This is a genomic window from Pseudomonas sp. 2,4-D (genome assembly GCF_030418155.1).
GTDB classification, from domain to species: domain Bacteria; phylum Pseudomonadota; class Gammaproteobacteria; order Pseudomonadales; family Pseudomonadaceae; genus Aquipseudomonas; species Aquipseudomonas alloputida.
Genome location: NZ_JAUHUI010000016.1, coordinates 1 through 17,733 on the forward strand (window position 1 = coordinate 1; position 17,733 = coordinate 17,733).

Consider the following 17,733-nt stretch of genomic DNA (forward strand, 5'->3'; position numbering starts at 1 on the left):
CACATGCTTCCAGGGCTGTGATGTACCTGTAGGAGCGGGTTTACCCGCGAAGAGGCCGGCACAGGCAACGACGATACCCGAACCGGCCAGCACGCCCTCAGGCTGCTCTTTCGTCTGGATCTGTCAGCGCTTCTGGGTCAGCGCACGGCGCTCGAACTCGACAATACGCTGGCGGTAGTGCTCGATGGTCTGGGCGGTCAGCACGCTACGCTGGTCGTCCTTGAGCTCACCGTTCAGTTCGTGGGCCAGCTTGCGTGCCGCGGCAACCATCACATCGAAGGCCTGCTTCGGATGACGCGGGCCCGGCAAGCCGAGGAAGAAGCTCACCGCGCGGGTGCTGAAATGATCGATGTCGTCCAGGTCGAACACGCCAGGCTTGACTGCGTTGGCCATCGAGAACAGCACCTCGCCGTGACCGGCCATGCTCTCGTGGCGGTGGAAGATGTCCATTTCGCCGAAGCGCAAGCCGCTTTCCAGGATGTTCTGCAGCAACGCCGGGCCCTTGAAGCCACCCTCGTCGCGGGAGATCACGCTGATGACCAGCACCTCTTCGGCAGGTGGCAACTCCTTGACGCTGTTGCTGGCAGGCGCTGCGCTGCTGCTACGGTTGTTGTCGGCGGCAAAGTCGTCATCGCTGTCGGCAAACAGGTCGGGCTCGCGCGGCTCGGCGCTCAGGTTCAGGTCACCCTGCTGCACATCGGCAGCCGCACTGGCACGCTTGCCGCGCTTGCTGGCCTTGACCGGCTTGGGCTCACGCTCGCGATCACGCGCAGACGCGCTGAGCGACGGCAGGTCGCTTTCGTCCAGCTCAGGCTCCTTGTGGGTATCGAGCACTCGCGACGGGCCGAGCACTTCGGCACTGCCACCCTCTTCGTCCGGCAGGTTGGAATAACTGCGATCCAGACGGAATTTCAACTTGCCTTTCCCGCCGCGCATGCGGCGCCAGCCGTCGAAAAGAATCCCGGCGATAACAATGATGCCGATGAGGATCAGCCACTCGCGCAGACCGATTTCCATGTAATCCCGTGCCTCTATAAAAATATGCTTGAAAACAAAGGGTTCAAAGCCCTTTAACACGTGGCGCCAACTCTATGTTCTGACAGGCGTTTTACCCACGCAAAAAACGAGTGACATTAAGCTAGCACGACCAAAGACAACTTTACACCGTCTGTCGCACACGGCGGGGGCATTTCGCTGCAGAATGTGCCCCTATTGTCGTGCATCACGCGTCGACCATGGCCATGGCCGCCTCCACATCAACCGCAACAAGGCGTGAACAACCTGGTTCATGCATGGTCACCCCCATCAATTGGTCCGCCATCTCCATCGCAATCTTGTTATGGGTGATGTAGATGAACTGCACGCTTTCACTCATTTCCTTGACCAGACGCGCGTAGCGCCCGACGTTGGCATCGTCCAGCGGCGCATCGACCTCGTCGAGCATGCAGAACGGTGCGGGGTTCAACTTGAAGATGGCAAACACCAGCGCCAAGGCGGTCAGTGCCTTCTCGCCGCCGGACAGCAAATGGATGGTGCTGTTCTTCTTGCCCGGTGGGCGCGCCATGATCGTCACCCCTGTATCGAGTAAATCTTCGCCCGTCAGTTCCAGATAAGCGCTGCCACCACCGAAAACTTTTGGGAAAAGTGCCTGTAATCCGGCATTTATCTGATCAAAGGTATCCTTGAAGCGGTTGCGGGTTTCCTTGTCGATCTTGCGGATGACGTTTTCGAGGGTCTCCAGCGCTTCGACCAGATCGGCGTCCTGGGCGTCCAGGTAACGTTTGCGCTCGGACTGCTGCTCGTATTCTTCGATGGCCGCCAGGTTGATCGCCCCCAGGCGCTGGATGCGCGCTTCAAGCTGTTCCAGCTCCTGCTCGGTGCCCTGCTCGCTGGCCTCGGCTTCCAGGGTGGCGAGCACGCCTTGCAGGTCATAGCCATCGGCCAGCAACTGTTCCTGCAAGGTTTTGCGCCGCACATCCAGGCCCTGGCACTCCAGGCGCAGCTGCTCCAGTTGACCACGCAGTAGCTGGGCCTGCTGCTCGGCCTGGGTGCGGCGTTTTTCGGCATCGCGCAGTTCGCGGTCAGCTTCGTCCATGTGCAGGCGAGCCAGGCGCATTTCCTCGTCGACGCTCATGCGCCGCTCCAGCAGCTCCTCCAGCTTCAGGCGCAGTTCTTCCTGCGGAGCTTCACCTTCCTCCAGGTTCAGGCTCAGTTGTTCCTGGCGCTCGGTCAGGCGTGCAGCTTGCTGCTCCAGACGCTCCAGCGCCTGGCGGGTGGAGTCGTGCTGGGCACGCAACGAACCCAGGCGCACCGCCAGCTGGTGAGCGTGGTCCTTGTGCTGGCGGGCCTCCTGACGCACCCGGTCAAGGCTTTCGCGCAGGGTGTCGCGGCGGGCCATCAACTGTTCGCGCTGCTCGGTGTCCTGGGCCATGAGCTCCAAAGCCTCTTGCAGCAGCAGGCGCGCTTCGCCCAGTTGCTCGTGTTCCAGGGCGCGCTGTTCTTCCAGCTCGCCCAGCTCTTCCTGCAGGCGGCGGCGGCGCAGTTCGACCTGCTCGGCGCGCGCGCGGCTGGCCGAAAGACTGGCCTTCAGCTCGCCGTGCAGGCGGTTTTCATCCTGGGTGCGGCGGCGCAACTGTTCGCGCTGCTCCTCCAGGTCCAGTTGCTGCTCGCGCAGGGCCTGCAACTGTTGATCGAGTTGCTCCAGCGCCGCTTCCTGTTCCAGTTGTTCCTGGCCCAGGCGTTCGATTTCCTGGCCGCGCGCCAGCACGCCGCCTTCGGCCTCGCCACCCCGGCGTACCCGCAGGAAGTGCCGGCCGACCCAGTAGCCATCGCGACTGACCAGGCTCTGCCCTTCGCCGAGCGCCCCGCGCTGCTCCAGCGCCTGGGCCAGGTCTTCCACAGGCCTTACCTGGCCCAGCCAGGGCGCCAGGTCGATACGGCCCTCGACCTTCTCCAGCAAGCTGCCGGGCAACGTCGCCCCCGCGCCGACGGCCAGCAGCAAGCGCAGCTCACCCTGTTCCAGGCCCGCAAAATCGAGGTCGTTGAAATCGTCCACCAGCACAGCCTGCAGATCGGCGCCAAGCACCGTCTCTACCGCCAGCTCCCAACCCGGCTCCACCCCCAAACCTTCGGCCAGCCGCGGCTGTTGCTCCAGCCCTTGGCCGTGCAGCCATTGCGCAGCACCTGCGCCCGGCTCCAGGGCGGCCTGCTGCAAGGCTTCAAGCGAGGCCAGGCGCCCGCCCAGGCGCTGCAGGTCGCCCTGTGCCTGCTGTTGCGCCTGGGTGGCCTGCTGCAGTTGCTCGCGCGCGCTTTCCAGGCGCTCGATCACCTGCTCTTCGCAGAGCTGCAGTTCTTCCAGCAGCATTTCGCTGCTGGCCAGTTGCTCGGCCAGTTCGAGCATGGCGGCATCCTGCGGGTCGCTGCCCAGTTGCTCGCGCTCCTCGACCAACTTGCGCTGGCGCTCGGCCTGGCGCTCAAGACTGGTTTCCAGCTGCTGCAGGCGCGCCTGCTGCACTTCGGCCTGGCGGCGCGGTTCGGCGGAGCGGCTGTTGAAGCTGTCCCACTGTTCCTGCCAGCCGTGCATCCCCAGCTCGGCCTCTTCCAGCGCGGCAGCGGCTTCCTCGGCAGCAGCCAGGGTCATTTCCTGCTCGGGTTCGAGCATGGCCAGCTCTTCGCCCAAAGTCGCCAGCAAAGTACGGTCGTGCCCCAGGTGCGATTCGGTTTCCAGGCGTGTGCGCTCGGCTTCCTTGAAGTCGTCCTGCAACTGCCGCAGGCGCTGCTGGCCATGCTGGATACTCTGCTCGACCCGGGCGATGTCACCGGCTACCGAGTAGAAACGGCCCTGCACCTGGTTGAAGCGTTCGGACAGTTCGTGATGACCGTCGCGCAGGCGTTCGATACTGGCATCGGCATTGCGCTGCTCGGCCACCAGTGCCTCGTGAGAAACGCCCTGATCGCCGATCACCGATTCGCGCTGGCGTACTTGTTCGTCCAGGTCTCGCCAGCGCAAGGCAGACAGGCGCGCTTTCATCTGCCGCTCCTGAGCCTTGTACTCACGGTACTTCTCGGCTGCCTGGGCCTGGCGATGCAGACGCTCCAGCTGGCGCTCGAGCTCTTCGCGCAGGTCGGTCAGGCGCGCCAGGTTTTCCTGGGTGCGGCGGATGCGGTTCTCGGTTTCGCGGCGGCGCTCCTTGTATTTGGAAATGCCAGCCGCTTCCTCGATGAAGTTGCGCAGCTCCTCGGGCTTGGCCTCGATCAGCTTGGAGATCATGCCCTGCTCGATGATCGAGTAGCTGCGCGGCCCCAGACCCGTCCCGAGGAAAATATCCGTGATGTCACGCCGTCGGCACTTGGTGCCGTTGAGGTAATAGCTGTTCTGCCCGTCGCGGGTAACCTTGCGGCGGATCGAAATCTCGGCGTAGGCGGCATACTCGCCGACCAGGGTGGTTTCGCTGTTGTCGAACACCAGTTCGATACTGGCCTGGCTGACCGGCTTGCGGCCACTGGAGCCGTTGAAGATGACGTCGGTCATCGACTCGCCGCGCAGGTTCTTCGCCGAACTCTCGCCCATCACCCAACGCACCGCGTCGATGATATTGGACTTGCCGCAGCCGTTTGGGCCGACCACGGCCGCCATGTTGCTGGGGAAGTTGACCGTGGTCGGGTCGACGAACGACTTGAACCCGGCCAGGCGAATGCACTTCAGGCGCATCGGTCAGCCTCTGGCCAGTGCCGCCAGCACCAGTTCGCAGCTGCGCTGGCCATAGGCGGTGAGCACCTCGCGAATGCGCGGCAGGTCACGCGAGACCACGGCTTCGAGCAGCCGGGCGAACAGGTCGAGATAGTCGATCATGTTGGCCTGGCGCTGGTCCAGCGACAGGTAATAGGCACGGCTCATGGCCGGCTGCAGGTTTTCCACGGTTTCCTGCAGGAACGGGTTGTCGGCGAAGGGATAGGCCGCACGCATGACCGCAAAACTGTCGGCGACGAAGGTCTTGATGTCGAGCTGGTCATGGGCACGCTGGAGCCGCTGCTGGATTTCCAGAAACGGGCGCAGGTCGGCTTCGGTGCGCCATTTTTGCGCAACTGCATTGCCCAGCAGGATGTAGAACTCGCCCATCAGCGAGCACAGGCTGCGAACGCTGCGCTCATCCAGCTGGGTCACATGGGCGCCCCGGCGCGGCAGGATCGCCACCAGATGACGGCGTTCGAGGATCAGCAGTGCTTCGCGCACCGAGCCGCGGCTGACGTTGAGCGCCTGGGTAACTTTCTGCTCCTGGATACGTTCGCCTGGCGCCAGCTCGCCGCGGATGATGCGTTCGGCCAGGTAATCGGCAATCTGCTCGGAGAGGCTGTCCGGGGCCTTGAACGTCATGGTTTTCCTTCAAAATCATTGAACTGGGCACAAGGGGCGAATTGTAGCGTACTTGGGCGGTAATCGCGCAGAGGGGCCAGGTGGTTTATTTGACCTTTCAGACAGCCACGCGCCCGGCGCGATCTATGCTTGGAATAGAGGCAGTGTGTGCGGCTGGGCATGGACATGTGCATTTTCTTGACCCTTGAGTCAGAAAAATATTGACCTGCTAGACAGGTCTTGCTTAGAGTCCGCCCAACAACAATAAAACCATTGCGAGGCCATCCCCGTGATCCAGTTTCTCGTCAACCAGGAGCTGCGTAGTGAGCACGCCCTGGACCCTAACATGACGGTGCTGCAGTACCTGCGCGAGCACCTGGGCAAAACCGGCACCAAGGAGGGCTGCGCCAGTGGAGACTGCGGCGCTTGCACCGTGGTGGTCGGCGAGCTGATCCAGGACGACCTGGGTAACGACAGCCTGCGCTACCGCAGCCTGAACGCGTGCCTGACCTTCGTCTCGTCGCTGCATGGCAAGCAACTGATCAGTGTCGAGGGCCTCAAACAACAGGGTCAACTGCACAGCGTTCAACAAGCGATGGCGGACTGCCATGGTTCGCAATGCGGCTTCTGCACGCCCGGCTTCGTCATGTCACTGTTTGCCCTGCAAAAGAACAGCAGCGGCCCTGACCTGCACCAGGCCCAGGAAGCCCTGGCTGGCAACCTGTGCCGCTGCACCGGTTACCGGCCGATCCTCGACGCCGCCGAGCAGAGCTGCCGCCAGCCCTGCCGCGACCAGTTCGATACCCAGCAGGCGCAAACCATCAGCCGCCTCAAGGCGATTGCCCCGACCCAGACCGGCGAGCTGAACAGCGGCGACAAGCGCTGCCTGGTGCCGCTGACCGTGGCGGATCTGGCTGACCTGTACAGCTCGCACCCCGAAGCGCGACTGCTGGCCGGTGGTACCGACCTGGCGCTGGAAGTCACCCAGTTCCACAAGACCTTGCCGGTGATGATCTACGTCGGCCACGTGGCCGAGCTCAAGCGCATCGAGAAAACCGCCAGCCACCTGGAAATCGGCGCCGCCACCCCGCTCACCGACTGCTATGGCGCGCTTAACGAGGAATATCCCGACTTCGGCGCCCTGCTGCACCGCTTTGCCTCGCTGCAGATACGCAACCAGGGCACCCTCGGCGGCAACATCGGCAACGCCTCGCCAATCGGCGACTCGCCACCCCTACTAATCGCCCTGGACGCGCAGGTGGTGCTGCGCCAGGGTGAACGCCAACGGGTGATGCCGCTGGAAGACTACTTCATCGACTACCGCATCACGGCTCGCCAGGACAGCGAGTTCATCGAGAAGATCATCGTACCGCGCGCCTCCAGTGACTGGGCGTTCCGCGCCTATAAAGTGTCCAAGCGCCTGGACGATGACATCTCCGCCGTGTGCGCAGCCTTCAACCTCAGCATCGAAGACGGTGTGGTCAGCGGTGTGCGTATCGCCTTCGGCGGCATGGCGGCGATTCCCAAGCGCGCCCGCGCCTGTGAGGCGGCGCTGCGCGGCAAGCCGTGGAACCAGGCCGCCATCGAGCGCGCCTGCCAGGCCCTGGCCGAGGACTTCACCCCGCTCAGCGACTTCCGTGCCAGCAAGGAATACCGCCTGCTGACCGCGCAGAACCTGCTGCGCAAGTACTTCATCGAACAGCAAACGCCGCACATCGAAACCCGGGTGACCGCTTATGTCTAACCATCACATAGCCAAGAACCAGGCCGAGATGGCCGAACTGTTCAGCCAGGACCTGACCACCGGTGTCGGCCGCAGCGTCAAGCACGACAGCGCCGACAAGCATGTATCGGGGGAGGCGCTGTACATTGACGATCGCCTGGAATTCCCTAACCAGTTGCATGTGTATGCACGTACCGCCGACCGCGCCCATGCGCGCATCCTGCGCATCGACACCACGCCGTGCTATGCCTTCGAGGGTGTGCGTATCGCCATCACCCACGAAGACATCCCCGGGCTGAAGGACATCGGCCCGGTGGTGGCCGGCGACCCGCTGCTGGCCATCGACAAGGTCGAGTTCTTCGGCCAGCCGGTGCTCGCTGTCGCTGCCCGCGATCTTGAAACCGCACGCAAGGCGGCCATGGCCGCCATCGTCGAGTACGAAGACCTGGAACCGGTGCTGGACGTGGTCGAGGCGCTGCGCAAGAAGCACTTCGTGCTCGATAGCCACACCCATCAGCGCGGCGATTCGGCTGCTGCTCTGGCCAGCGCCCCCCATCGCATTCAGGGCACCTTGCACATCGGCGGCCAGGAGCACTTCTACCTGGAAACGCAGATTTCCTCGGTCATGCCTACCGAAGACGGCGGCATGATCGTCTACTGCTCCACGCAGAACCCCACCGAAGTGCAGAAACTGGTCGCCGAAGTGCTCGACGTGCCGATGAACAAGGTGGTGCTGGACATGCGCCGCATGGGCGGCGGTTTTGGCGGCAAGGAAACCCAGGCCGCCAGCCCGGCATGCTTGTGCGCGGTAATCGCGCGCCTGACCGGCCAACCAACCAAGATGCGCCTGCCGCGGGTCGAAGACATGACCATGACCGGCAAGCGCCACCCGTTCTACGTCGAGTATGACGTGGGCTTCGACGACAACGGCCGGCTGCACGGTATCAATTTCGACCTGGCCGGCAACTGTGGCTATTCGCCCGACCTGTCCGGTTCGATCGTCGACCGTGCCATGTTCCACTCCGACAACGCTTACTACCTGGGCGATGCCACCGTCCACGGCCACCGCTGCAAGACCAACACCGCGTCCAACACCGCCTACCGCGGCTTTGGCGGCCCACAGGGTATGGTCGCCATCGAGCAGGTCATGGACCATATCGCCCGTCATCTGGGCCGCGACCCGCTGGCCGTGCGCAAGGCCAACTATTACGGCAAGACCGAACGCAACGTCACCCACTACTACCAGACCGTCGAGCACAACATGCTCGAAGAGATGACCGCCGAGCTGGAGGCCAGCAGCGACTACGCCGAGCGACGCGAGTCGATCCGCCGCTTCAACGCCAACAGCCCGATCCTGAAGAAAGGCCTGGCACTGACACCGGTCAAGTTCGGCATTTCGTTCACCGCCACCTTCCTCAACCAGGCCGGTGCACTGATCCATATCTACACCGACGGCAGCATTCACCTGAACCACGGCGGCACCGAAATGGGCCAGGGCCTGAACACCAAGGTGGCCCAGGTGGTGGCGCAGATCTTCCAGGTGGATTTCAGCCGCATCCAGATCACCGCCACCAACACCGACAAGGTGCCTAACACCTCGCCTACGGCTGCTTCCAGCGGCGCCGACCTGAACGGCAAGGCGGCGCAGAACGCGGCTGAAATCCTCAAGCGCCGCCTGACCGAGTTTGCCGCACGGCACTATCAAGTGACCGAGGAAGACGTCGAGTTCCGCAACGGCCATGTGCGGGTGCGCGACCAGATCGTCAGCTTCGAGCAACTGGTGCAGCAGGCTTACTTCGCTCAGGTGTCGCTGTCCAGCACCGGGTTCTACCGCACGCCGAAGATCTTCTACGATCGCAGCCAGGCCCGCGGCCGGCCGTTCTATTACTTCGCCTTTGGCGCTGCCTGCGTGGAAGTGATCGTCGACACGCTGACCGGCGAATACAAGATGTTGCGCGCCGACATCCTGCACGACGTGGGCGATTCGCTGAACCCTGCGATCGACATCGGCCAGGTGGAGGGCGGTTTCATCCAGGGCATGGGCTGGCTGACTACCGAAGAGCTGGTGTGGAACGCCAAAGGCAAGCTGATGACCAACGGCCCGGCCAGCTACAAGATCCCGGCCGTGGCTGACATGCCACTGGACCTGCGGGTGAAGCTGGTGGAGAACCGCAAGAACCCGGAAGACACCGTATTCCACTCCAAGGCCGTGGGCGAGCCCCCGTTCATGCTCGGCATTGCAGCCTGGTGTGCAATCAAGGATGCCGTGGCCAGCCTGGCCGATTACCGCGTGCAGCCGCAGGTGGATGCGCCAGCTACGCCGGAGCGGGTGCTGTGGGGCTGCGAGCAGATGCGCAAGGCGGTGGCTGAAACACAGTCGAACGAACTGGAACTGGAAACCATTATCCACTGACAACGCAAGGCCCTCGTAGGAGCGGGTTTACCCGCGAATGCGATAGTGGCTTCACCGCCGCATTCGCGGGTAAACCCGCTCCTACAAGGGTCGGCAGCATGGCTTAGAGAGGTTGCATCATGCACCAATGGATCAACGCCCTCGCCGACCACCAGTCCCGTGGCGAAGCCTGCGTGCTGGTGACCATCATCGAGGAGCGCGGCTCTACCCCGCGCAACGCAGGCTCGAAGATGGTGGTCAGCGCCAGCGGCCTGTTCGACACCATCGGCGGCGGCCACCTGGAATACAAGGCGCTGCACATCGCCCGGCAGATGCTCGAAGAGCAGCGCACCACCCCGCACCTGGAGCGCTTCAGCCTCGGTGCCAGCCTGGGCCAGTGTTGCGGCGGCGCCACCGTGCTGCTGTTCGAGCCGATGGCCGCGGTACAGGCGCAGATCGCCGTGTTCGGCGCGGGCCATGTCGGCAGGGCTCTGGTACCCTTGCTCGCCGCGCTCCCCTGCCGGGTGCGCTGGATCGACTCGCGTGAACAGGAATTCCCCGAACTCATCCCCAAAGGGGTGACCAAGGTCGTCAGTGAGGAACCGGTCGACGAAGTCGCGGACCTGCCACCCGGCAGCTACTGCATCGTCATGACCCACAACCACCAGCTCGACCTGGAACTGACCGCCGCCATTCTCAAGCGCAACGATTTCACCTGGTTCGGCCTGATCGGCTCGAAGACCAAACGGGTCAAGTTCGAGCACCGCCTGCGCGAGCGAGGCTTCGAGGAGGCCGTGATGGCACGCATGCGCTGCCCGATGGGCCTGGCCGAGGTCAAGGGCAAGCTGCCCATCGAGATCGCCGTGTCTATCGCCGGTGAAATCATTGCCACTTACAACGCCTGCTTCGGCCAGCACGACGCTGCCGCCAATGCCGGCCCCATTGCCCAGTTGCTGCCGCCCTCCCGGCGCAGCCAAGCCATTTGACGAGTGTGTTATGACCGTTACCCGCAAAGCCTACCGTGCCGCCATCCTGCACAGCATTGCCGACCCGGCCGAGGTGGGCCTGGAGGCTTCCCATGAATACTACGAAGACGGCCTGCTGGTGGTCGACGATGGCCGCATCAGCGCCGTTGGGCACGCAAGTGAACTGCTGCCGACGCTGGATGCCGGCATCCCGGTCGAGCACTACCAGGACGCGCTGATCACCCCAGGCTTCATCGATACCCACATCCACTTCCCGCAGACCGGCATGATCGGCTCGTACGGCGAGCAGTTGCTGGACTGGCTGAACACCTACACCTTCCCTTGCGAAAAGCAGTTCGCCGATAAAGGCCACGCCGACCAGGTGGCGAAGATCTTCCTCAAGGAACTGTTGCGCAACGGCACCACCACTGCGCTGGTATTCGGCAGCGTGCACCCGGAGTCGGTGAATGCCCTGTTCGAAGAGGCTGAACGCCTGGACCTGCGCCTGATCGCCGGCAAGGTAATGATGGATCGCAACGCGCCGGACTACCTGACCGACACCGCCGAATCGGGCTATGCCGAAAGCAAGGCACTGATCGAGCGCTGGCATGGCAAGGGCCGCCTGCATTATGCCGTTACCCCGCGGTTCGCCCCAACCAGCACGCCGGAACAATTGACCCTGGCCGGCCAATTGCTCAAGGAGCACCCGGGCGTATACATGCACACGCACCTGTCGGAAAACCTCAAGGAAATCGACTGGGTCAAGTCGCTGTTCCCCGAGCAGAAAGGTTATCTGGACGTCTACGATCACTTCGAGCTGCTGGGCGAGCGCTCGGTGTTTGCCCACGGCGTTCACCTGTGCGACGAAGAGTGCCAACGCCTGGCCGAAACCGGCTCGGCCGTGGCCTTCTGCCCCACCTCCAACCTGTTCCTCGGCAGTGGCCTGTTCAACCTGCCCCAGGCCGAGCGATTCAAGGTCAACGTGGGCCTGGGTACCGACGTTGGCGCCGGCACCAGCTTCTCTCTGCTGAACACCCTGAACGAGGCATACAAGGTGATGCAGCTGCAAGGCGCGCGCCTGCATCCGTACAAATCGCTGTACCTGGCCACCCTCGGCGGCGCCCGCGCACTGCGCCTGGACGACCGTATCGGTAGCCTGCGCCCGGGCAACGATGCGGACTTCGTGGTGCTGGACTACAAGGCCACACCACTGTTGGACTACCGTATCCAGCAGTCCAACAGCATTGAAGAAACCTTGTTCGTGCTCACCACCCTGGGCGATGACCGTACCGTACGTGAAACCTACGCCGCCGGGCGCTGCGTGCACCAGCGCTAAGGTTCTTTCGCCAGGCCCCGATACAGCGCGCCGCCGATTGCAGCACCGATCAGCGGCGCCACCCAGAACAGCCACAGCTGCTGCAGGGCCCAGCCACCGACGAACAAGGCCGGCCCCGTGCTACGCGCGGGGTTGACCGAGGTATTGGTCACCGGGATCGAGATCAGGTGGATCAGGGTCAGGGCCAGGCCAATGGCGATGGGTGCAAAACCTGCCGGTGCGCGGGCGTCGGTCGCCCCCATGATGACCACCAGGAACATCGCCGTCATCACCACTTCACTGACAAAACCCGCACCCAGCGTATAGCCACCAGGTGAGTGGTCGGCGTAGCCGTTTGAAGCCAACCCCGCAGACAGCTCGAAACCGGCCTTGCCGCTGGCGATGAGGTAGATCACACCGGCCGCCAGAATGGCACCGATCACCTGGGCGATCACATAAGGCAGCAGCTCTTTGGCCGGGAAGCGCCCGCCTACCACCAGCCCGAACGACACAGCAGGGTTTAGATGGCAACCAGAGATATGGCCGATGGCAAAGGCCATGGTCAGTACGGTGAGGCCGAAGGCGAAGGCGACACCGAGCACACCGATGCCGAGAGGGGAACTGGCTGCGAGTACCGCACTGCCACAGCCACCAAGGACCAGCCAGAAGGTGCCGATCAGTTCGGCCCCCATGCGTTTACCCAGGGACATGCTCATGAATCCATTCCTCAAGAAGTTGAACGCAACGAATGCGCAAGCCCAACTGCTTGATGAAGGTTTGCTCACAAGAATTTAGCAGACCTTTGGGTTATGGCCAGTAGTGGCTGGAAGGGCTGCCTTGCAGCCCCTCGATCACGCAGGCAAACGATCAACCCTTGACGGAAACCTTGGGTTTTTTCAACAGATGCGAGAACACGGCATGCAAATCGTCCGAGGCGCTCTCCTCGTCCAGGTTCAGCTTGCTGTCGATGTGGTCCATGTGATGCATCATCAGGCTCACGGCCTGCTCGGCATCGCGCGCCTCGATGGCATCGATGAGCTGCATGTGTTCATCGTATGAGCAGTGCGAGCGGTTACCGCTTTCGTACTGGGCAATGATCAGCGAAGTCTGCGAGACCAGGCTGCGCTGGAAACTCACCAGCGGTGCATTGCCCGCCGCTTCGGCCAGCTTGAGGTGGAACTCACCGGAAAGGCGGATGCCGGCACCCCGGTCACCGCGCGAGAAGCTGTCGCGCTCTTCGCGCACCATCTGCCGCAGCTCGTTGAGCTGCTCGGGGGTGGCATGCTGCACCGCCAACTCGGTGATGGCGCGTTCGACCATGCGCCGTGAGAAGAACACCTGGCGCGCCTCTTCGACGGTCGGGCTGGCCACCACCGCGCCGCGGTTCGGCCGCAGCAGCACCACGCTTTCGTGGGCCAGGCGCGACAAGGCACGGCGGATGATGGTGCGGCTGACGCCAAAGATCTCGCCCAGCGCTTCCTCGCTCAACTTGGTGCCCGGAGCCAGGCGCTGCTCGAGGATCGCCTCGAAAATATGCGCGTAGACGATGTCGTCCTGGGTACCGCTGCGGCCGGCCTTGCCGACTCGTGCAGGTTTCTTCAGAGGTTGCAGCTGTTCGTTCATGGGCTCTCGAGGCACGAAGAGAAAGTATGGCGCCATTGTACACAGGCTGAGGCGATTCCGCAGGGGGCGTTTTACCTATATAGCCGTTGTACGACACATTGCGCATACAAAACATAAAACATTATTTGCTTTCTTTGTACACAAAAGCATAATCCACCGAGCAACTTCTTGACCCATAAGTCAACAAACGGTCAGACGTCTGCCTTCCCGCGGAGCCGCCAAGTGCATCGCTCAGGAAACTGGCTCCATAACAACAAGAACGACTTGAGGAGTACTCGCTGTGGAAAGCCGCAAATCCGAAGCCCCTACGCTGGATCTTGCCCCACCGCTCGAAACGAGCTGGCTGGAGCGGATTTTCAAACTCAAGCAACACGGCAGCACCGTCAGAACCGAAATGATCGCTGGGGTGACCACCTTCATCACCATGGCCTACATCATCTTCGTCAACCCCAACATCATGGCCGACGCCGGCATCGACCATGGTGCCGCTTTCGTCGCCACCTGCATCGCCGCCGCGCTGGGCTGCCTGCTGATGGGCCTGTACGCCAACTGGCCGGTGGGCCTGGCGCCGGGCATGGGGCTCAATGCCTTCTTTACCTACACCGTGGTCGGCACCATGGGCTACAACTGGGAAACGGCGCTGGGTGCGGTATTCGTCTCGGGCGTGTTGTTCATGTTCCTGACCTTGTCGAAAGTGCGTGAATGGCTGCTCAACAGCATCCCGGTCAGCCTGCGCCATGCCATGGGGGCCGGCGTCGGATTGTTTCTCGGGCTGATCGGCCTGAAGACTGCAGGCATCGTCGTCGACAGCCCCGCCACCCTGATCAAGCTGGGCTCGCTGCATGAGCCGGGGCCGCTGCTGGCGGCCGTGTGCTTCCTGCTGATCGCCATCCTCAGCTATAAGCGGGTATTCGGCGCGATCCTGATCAGCATCATTGGCGTCACCCTGGCCGGCTGGGGCCTGGGCTTGGTCAAGTTTGGCGGGGTGATGTCGATGCCGCCGAGCCTGGCGCCCACCTGGATGGCCATGGACGTGGCTGGCGTGTTCAACGTCAGTATGATCAGCGTGGTGCTGGCGTTCCTCTTCGTGCACATGTTCGACACTGCCGGCACGCTGATGGGTGTCGCGCAACGGGCCAACCTGGTGGCGCCGGACGGGCGTATCGAAGGCCTGTCGCGCGCCTTGAAGGCCGACAGTGCTTCTAGCGTATTCGGTGCCGTGGTCGGCGTGCCGCCAGTGACCAGTTATGTGGAGAGTGCCGCAGGTGTCGCCGCAGGTGGCCGTACCGGTTTGACGGCGGTGGTGGTCGGCTTGCTGTTCGTCGCAGCGATGTTCTTCGCCCCGCTGGCGGGGATGATCCCGGCCTACGCGACAGCAGGTGCGCTGATCTACGTTGCAATGCTGATGATGGGCAGCATGGCGCACATTCATTGGGATGAGGCCACCGACAGCATTCCGGCGATCGTCACGGTGATCATGATGCCGCTGACGTTCTCGGTCGCCGATGGTATTGCCCTGGGCTTCATCAGCTATGTGGCATTGAAGGCGGGTACCGGCAAGTACAAGGAAATCTCGGCCAGCCTGTGGGTGCTGTGCGCGATCTTCATTGCCAAGTTCGTGTTCCTCTGACCGAGGGCGCTTGGCTTTAGATTTCCAGTGTTCTCGAAATCGAGCGCCGCCCGCGCGGCGCATCGCGAACAAGGTCGTTCCTACGCTTGTTTCGGGCCATTAATGCGAGGGACGCGCCCCCCCGTGCTGGTACGCCGCGATATGGCTCCATGCGCCAAGGCATTCACGCGCAAATCCCACTGCGTCAAATGGCCCGAAACAGACGTAGGAGCCACTATCTTGCTTAACATTGGAAAGGCCTGCGCGGTCCCCCCGTAGGAGCGGGTTTACCCGCGAAGAGGCCGGCCCTGCTGGCCAATCTCCACCCGCCGTTCACCGTTGCTGCCGCCACCGTATTCGCGGGTAAACCCGCTCCTACACCTGATCGGTGGTGGACACACATGTCGGGGGTTGGGCACAGGCCGTCGTGTAGGAGCGGGTTTACCCGCGAAGAGGCCGGCACAGGCAATGCAAAAAACAGCAGACGAAAAAAAGCCCGCCAGTGTGAGAGCGGGCCAAAGGACCTACGAAGATTCTTCTAGCGACCAACTAGCTTCCACGATAGGTCGAATAGCTGTACGGCGAAATCAGCAGCGGCACGTGGTAGTGCTCCTGCGACTCGTCGATGCCAAAGCGCAGCACGACAACATCCAGAAACGCCTGGGCCGGCAATTGCACGCCACGGGCGCGGTAGTAATCCCCAGCGCTGAACTGCAACTGGTAAACGCCAGTGCGGTAATCGTCCCCCTGCAGCAGCGGCGCGTCGACGCGGCCATCGCTGTTGGTCAGGGCAGTGTTCACCAGCTCCAGTTGCTGGCCTTCAACGCGGTACAGCTCGACCTTGATCGAGCTACCCGGGCAGCCATGCGCGGCATCCAGTACGTGTGTGGTCAAACGTCCCATTGCGTGTCGCCTCTTGTTCAATCTGTGGGCAAAAAATACTCAGCCATCGCACCAGCTTAGCGCCTGCGGCAGGCGGGAATGACGTTATTAAGACATTCCACCAAAGGATTGTACACAATTTTTTGATCCCCTCTGTCACACCCTCCATTTGCTGCCCATAAACCACCCATCGGTCGCAAATACACGCACCATAACGATGCCAACCTCATTAGCTGACCAATCAGGCAGGTTTCTTGCACTGTATTTCCAGGTCGCTGTCAGGCGACAAAAGGGAAGAAATGCGGAAAAACAGGCTTACAAAAGATTTCAGAAGTTGTATACAATCAGCCCATCCGGTGGTGCGACATACCGACGCGGCCCGCCCACCCCCCGCACTAACGCACAAGAAGGAAGACTGCAGTGAGCGCTGATTACCCTCGCGACCTGATCGGTTACGGCAACAACCCTCCTCACCCGCAATGGCCGGGTAACGCCCGCATCGCGCTGTCTTTCGTCCTCAATTACGAGGAAGGTGGCGAACGCAACATCCTGCACGGTGACAAGGAATCCGAAGCCTTCCTGTCCGAGATGGTCGCTGCCCAACCCCTGCAGGGCCAGCGCAACATGAGCATGGAGTCGCTGTATGAATACGGCAGCCGTGCCGGTGTATGGCGCCTGCTGAAGCTGTTCAAGGACAGCGGCGTGCCACTCACCGTCTTCGCCGTGGCCATGGCCGCCCAGCGCCACCCCGACGTGATCCGCGCCATGGTCGAAGCCGGCCACGAGATCTGCAGCCACGGCTACCGCTGGATCGACTACCAGAACATGGACGAGGCCCAGGAGCGCGAGCACATGCTCGAAGCCATCCGTATCCTCACCGAACTCACCGGCGAGCGCCCGCTGGGCTGGTACACCGGCCGTACCGGCCCGAACACCCGCCGCCTGGTGATGGAAGAAGGTGGCTTCCTCTATGACAGCGACACCTACGACGACGACCTGCCCTACTGGGAGCCGAACAACCCCACCGGCAAGCCGCACCTGGTGATCCCCTACACCCTGGACACCAACGACATGCGCTTCACCCAGGTCCAGGGCTTCAACTGCGGCGAGCAGTTCTTCCAGTACCTGAAAGACGCCTTTGATGTGCTGTACGCCGAAGGCGCCGACGCACCGAAAATGCTTTCCATCGGCCTGCACTGCCGCTTGGTCGGCCGCCCGGCACGCCTGGCTGCGCTCAAGCGCTTCGTCGATTACGCAAAAAGTCATGACCAGGTCTGGTTCGCCCGTCGCGTGGATATCGCCCGCCACTGGCACACCACCCACCCGTACAAGAAAGAGAACGCCTGATGACCGCCTTCAATACCCTCAAACCATCCACCCTGGACCGTGACGCCTTCGTCAAGGCCTTCGCCGACATCTACGAGCACTCGCCGTGGGTTGCGGAAAAAGCCTATGACCTGGGCCAACTGGGCGAGCTGGACGAGATCGAGGCGCTGCACCAGCGCATGAGCGACATCCTGCTCAGCGCCAACCACGCCGACCAGCTGGCGCTGATCAACGCTCACCCGGACCTGGCCGGCAAGGCCGCCATCCAGGGCGAGCTGACCGAATCGAGCACCAACGAACAGGCTGGCGCCGGCATTCACCAGTGCACCGCCGAGGAGTTCGCCCGTTTCACCGAGCTGAACGATGCCTATAAAGCCAAGTTTCAGTTCCCGTTCATCATGGCGGTGAAGGGCAGCAACCGGCACCAGATTCTCGCCGCCTTTGAAAAACGCATCCACAACGATGCCGATGCCGAATTCAAGGAAGCCCTGGCGCAGATCAACCTGATCGCCCTGTTCCGCCTGCTGCAGCTGTAAACAACAGCC

13 protein-coding genes are annotated in these 17,733 nt (G+C 62.5%); 7 read left to right on the forward strand and 6 right to left on the reverse strand.

The features are described from left to right. Nucleotides 1–123 precede the first annotated feature (123 nt). The 3 genes from zipA to QYE47_RS13505 form a co-directional block, all read right to left on the reverse strand. Nucleotides 124–1,017, reverse strand: coding sequence for a cell division protein ZipA (gene zipA / locus QYE47_RS13495; protein WP_014590211.1), 894 nt, complete (start codon nt 1,015–1,017; stop codon nt 124–126). A 205-nt stretch (nt 1,018–1,222) separates the two neighbouring features. Continuing rightward, on the reverse strand, nt 1,223–4,711 hold the full coding sequence (gene smc, locus QYE47_RS13500) for a chromosome segregation protein SMC (RefSeq protein WP_070383593.1): 3,489 nt from the start codon (nt 4,709–4,711) through the stop codon (nt 1,223–1,225). A 3-nt stretch (nt 4,712–4,714) separates the two neighbouring features. Next, a complete protein-coding gene (locus QYE47_RS13505; protein ID WP_010955022.1) occupies nt 4,715–5,374 on the reverse strand; it encodes a GntR family transcriptional regulator in 660 nt (219 codons plus the stop codon). Nucleotides 5,375–5,642: 268 nt separating this feature from the next. Between QYE47_RS13505 and xdhA the strand changes: the two genes are divergently transcribed. The 4 genes from xdhA to guaD all read left to right on the forward strand — a co-directional run bounded on the left by xdhA (nt 5,643) and on the right by guaD (nt 11,769). After that, nucleotides 5,643–7,097 carry a xanthine dehydrogenase small subunit gene (gene xdhA, locus QYE47_RS13510; RefSeq protein ID WP_070383592.1) on the forward strand — a complete coding sequence of 485 codons (1,455 nt, stop codon included), beginning with the start codon at nt 5,643–5,645 and terminating at the stop codon, nt 7,095–7,097. Further along, nucleotides 7,090–9,489: a xanthine dehydrogenase molybdopterin binding subunit gene (gene xdhB, locus QYE47_RS13515; RefSeq protein WP_019438874.1), complete on the forward strand. Its 2,400-nt coding sequence runs from the start codon at nt 7,090–7,092 to the stop codon at nt 9,487–9,489. The genes xdhA and xdhB overlap by 8 nt, the downstream gene beginning before the upstream one ends. A gap of 119 nt (nt 9,490–9,608) precedes the next feature. After that, nucleotides 9,609–10,454, forward strand: a complete 846-nt coding sequence (xdhC, locus tag QYE47_RS13520) for a xanthine dehydrogenase accessory protein XdhC (RefSeq protein ID WP_014590207.1) — start codon at nt 9,609–9,611, stop codon at nt 10,452–10,454. A gap of 10 nt (nt 10,455–10,464) precedes the next feature. Then, nucleotides 10,465–11,769, forward strand: coding sequence for a guanine deaminase (gene guaD / locus QYE47_RS13525; RefSeq protein ID WP_019438555.1), 1,305 nt, complete (start codon nt 10,465–10,467; stop codon nt 11,767–11,769). On the opposite strand, the gene aqpZ is transcribed toward guaD, so the two are convergent. Further along, the gene (gene aqpZ / locus QYE47_RS13530) at nt 11,766–12,464 is read right to left on the reverse strand and encodes an aquaporin Z (protein WP_014590205.1); all 699 of its coding nucleotides are present in this window, start codon (nt 12,462–12,464) and stop codon (nt 11,766–11,768) included. The genes guaD and aqpZ overlap by 4 nt on opposite strands. Nucleotides 12,465–12,615: 151 nt before the next feature. After that, nucleotides 12,616–13,371: a GntR family transcriptional regulator gene (locus tag QYE47_RS13535; protein WP_014590204.1), complete on the reverse strand. Its 756-nt coding sequence runs from the start codon at nt 13,369–13,371 to the stop codon at nt 12,616–12,618. Between the two features lie 310 nt (nt 13,372–13,681). Here QYE47_RS13535 and QYE47_RS13540 point away from each other — a divergent pair, with 310 nt between their 5' ends. After that, nucleotides 13,682–15,001 (forward strand): NCS2 family permease, encoded by a 1,320-nt coding sequence (locus QYE47_RS13540; protein ID WP_237141853.1) that lies wholly within the window; start codon nt 13,682–13,684, stop codon nt 14,999–15,001. Between the two features lie 528 nt (nt 15,002–15,529). On the opposite strand, the gene uraH is transcribed toward QYE47_RS13540, so the two are convergent. Beyond that, complete coding sequence (gene uraH, locus QYE47_RS13545; RefSeq protein ID WP_003254328.1) at nt 15,530–15,883, reverse strand: hydroxyisourate hydrolase; 354 nt, start codon at nt 15,881–15,883, stop codon at nt 15,530–15,532. A gap of 399 nt (nt 15,884–16,282) precedes the next feature. Between uraH and puuE the strand changes: the two genes are divergently transcribed. Both puuE and uraD read left to right on the forward strand, forming a co-directional pair. Further along, the gene (gene puuE, locus QYE47_RS13550) at nt 16,283–17,209 is read left to right on the forward strand and encodes an allantoinase PuuE (RefSeq protein WP_014590202.1); all 927 of its coding nucleotides are present in this window, start codon (nt 16,283–16,285) and stop codon (nt 17,207–17,209) included. Next, nucleotides 17,209–17,724 (forward strand): 2-oxo-4-hydroxy-4-carboxy-5-ureidoimidazoline decarboxylase, encoded by a 516-nt coding sequence (gene uraD, locus QYE47_RS13555; RefSeq protein ID WP_010955031.1) that lies wholly within the window; start codon nt 17,209–17,211, stop codon nt 17,722–17,724. The genes puuE and uraD overlap by 1 nt, the downstream gene beginning before the upstream one ends. The last annotated feature ends 9 nt before the right edge of the window (nt 17,725–17,733 follow it).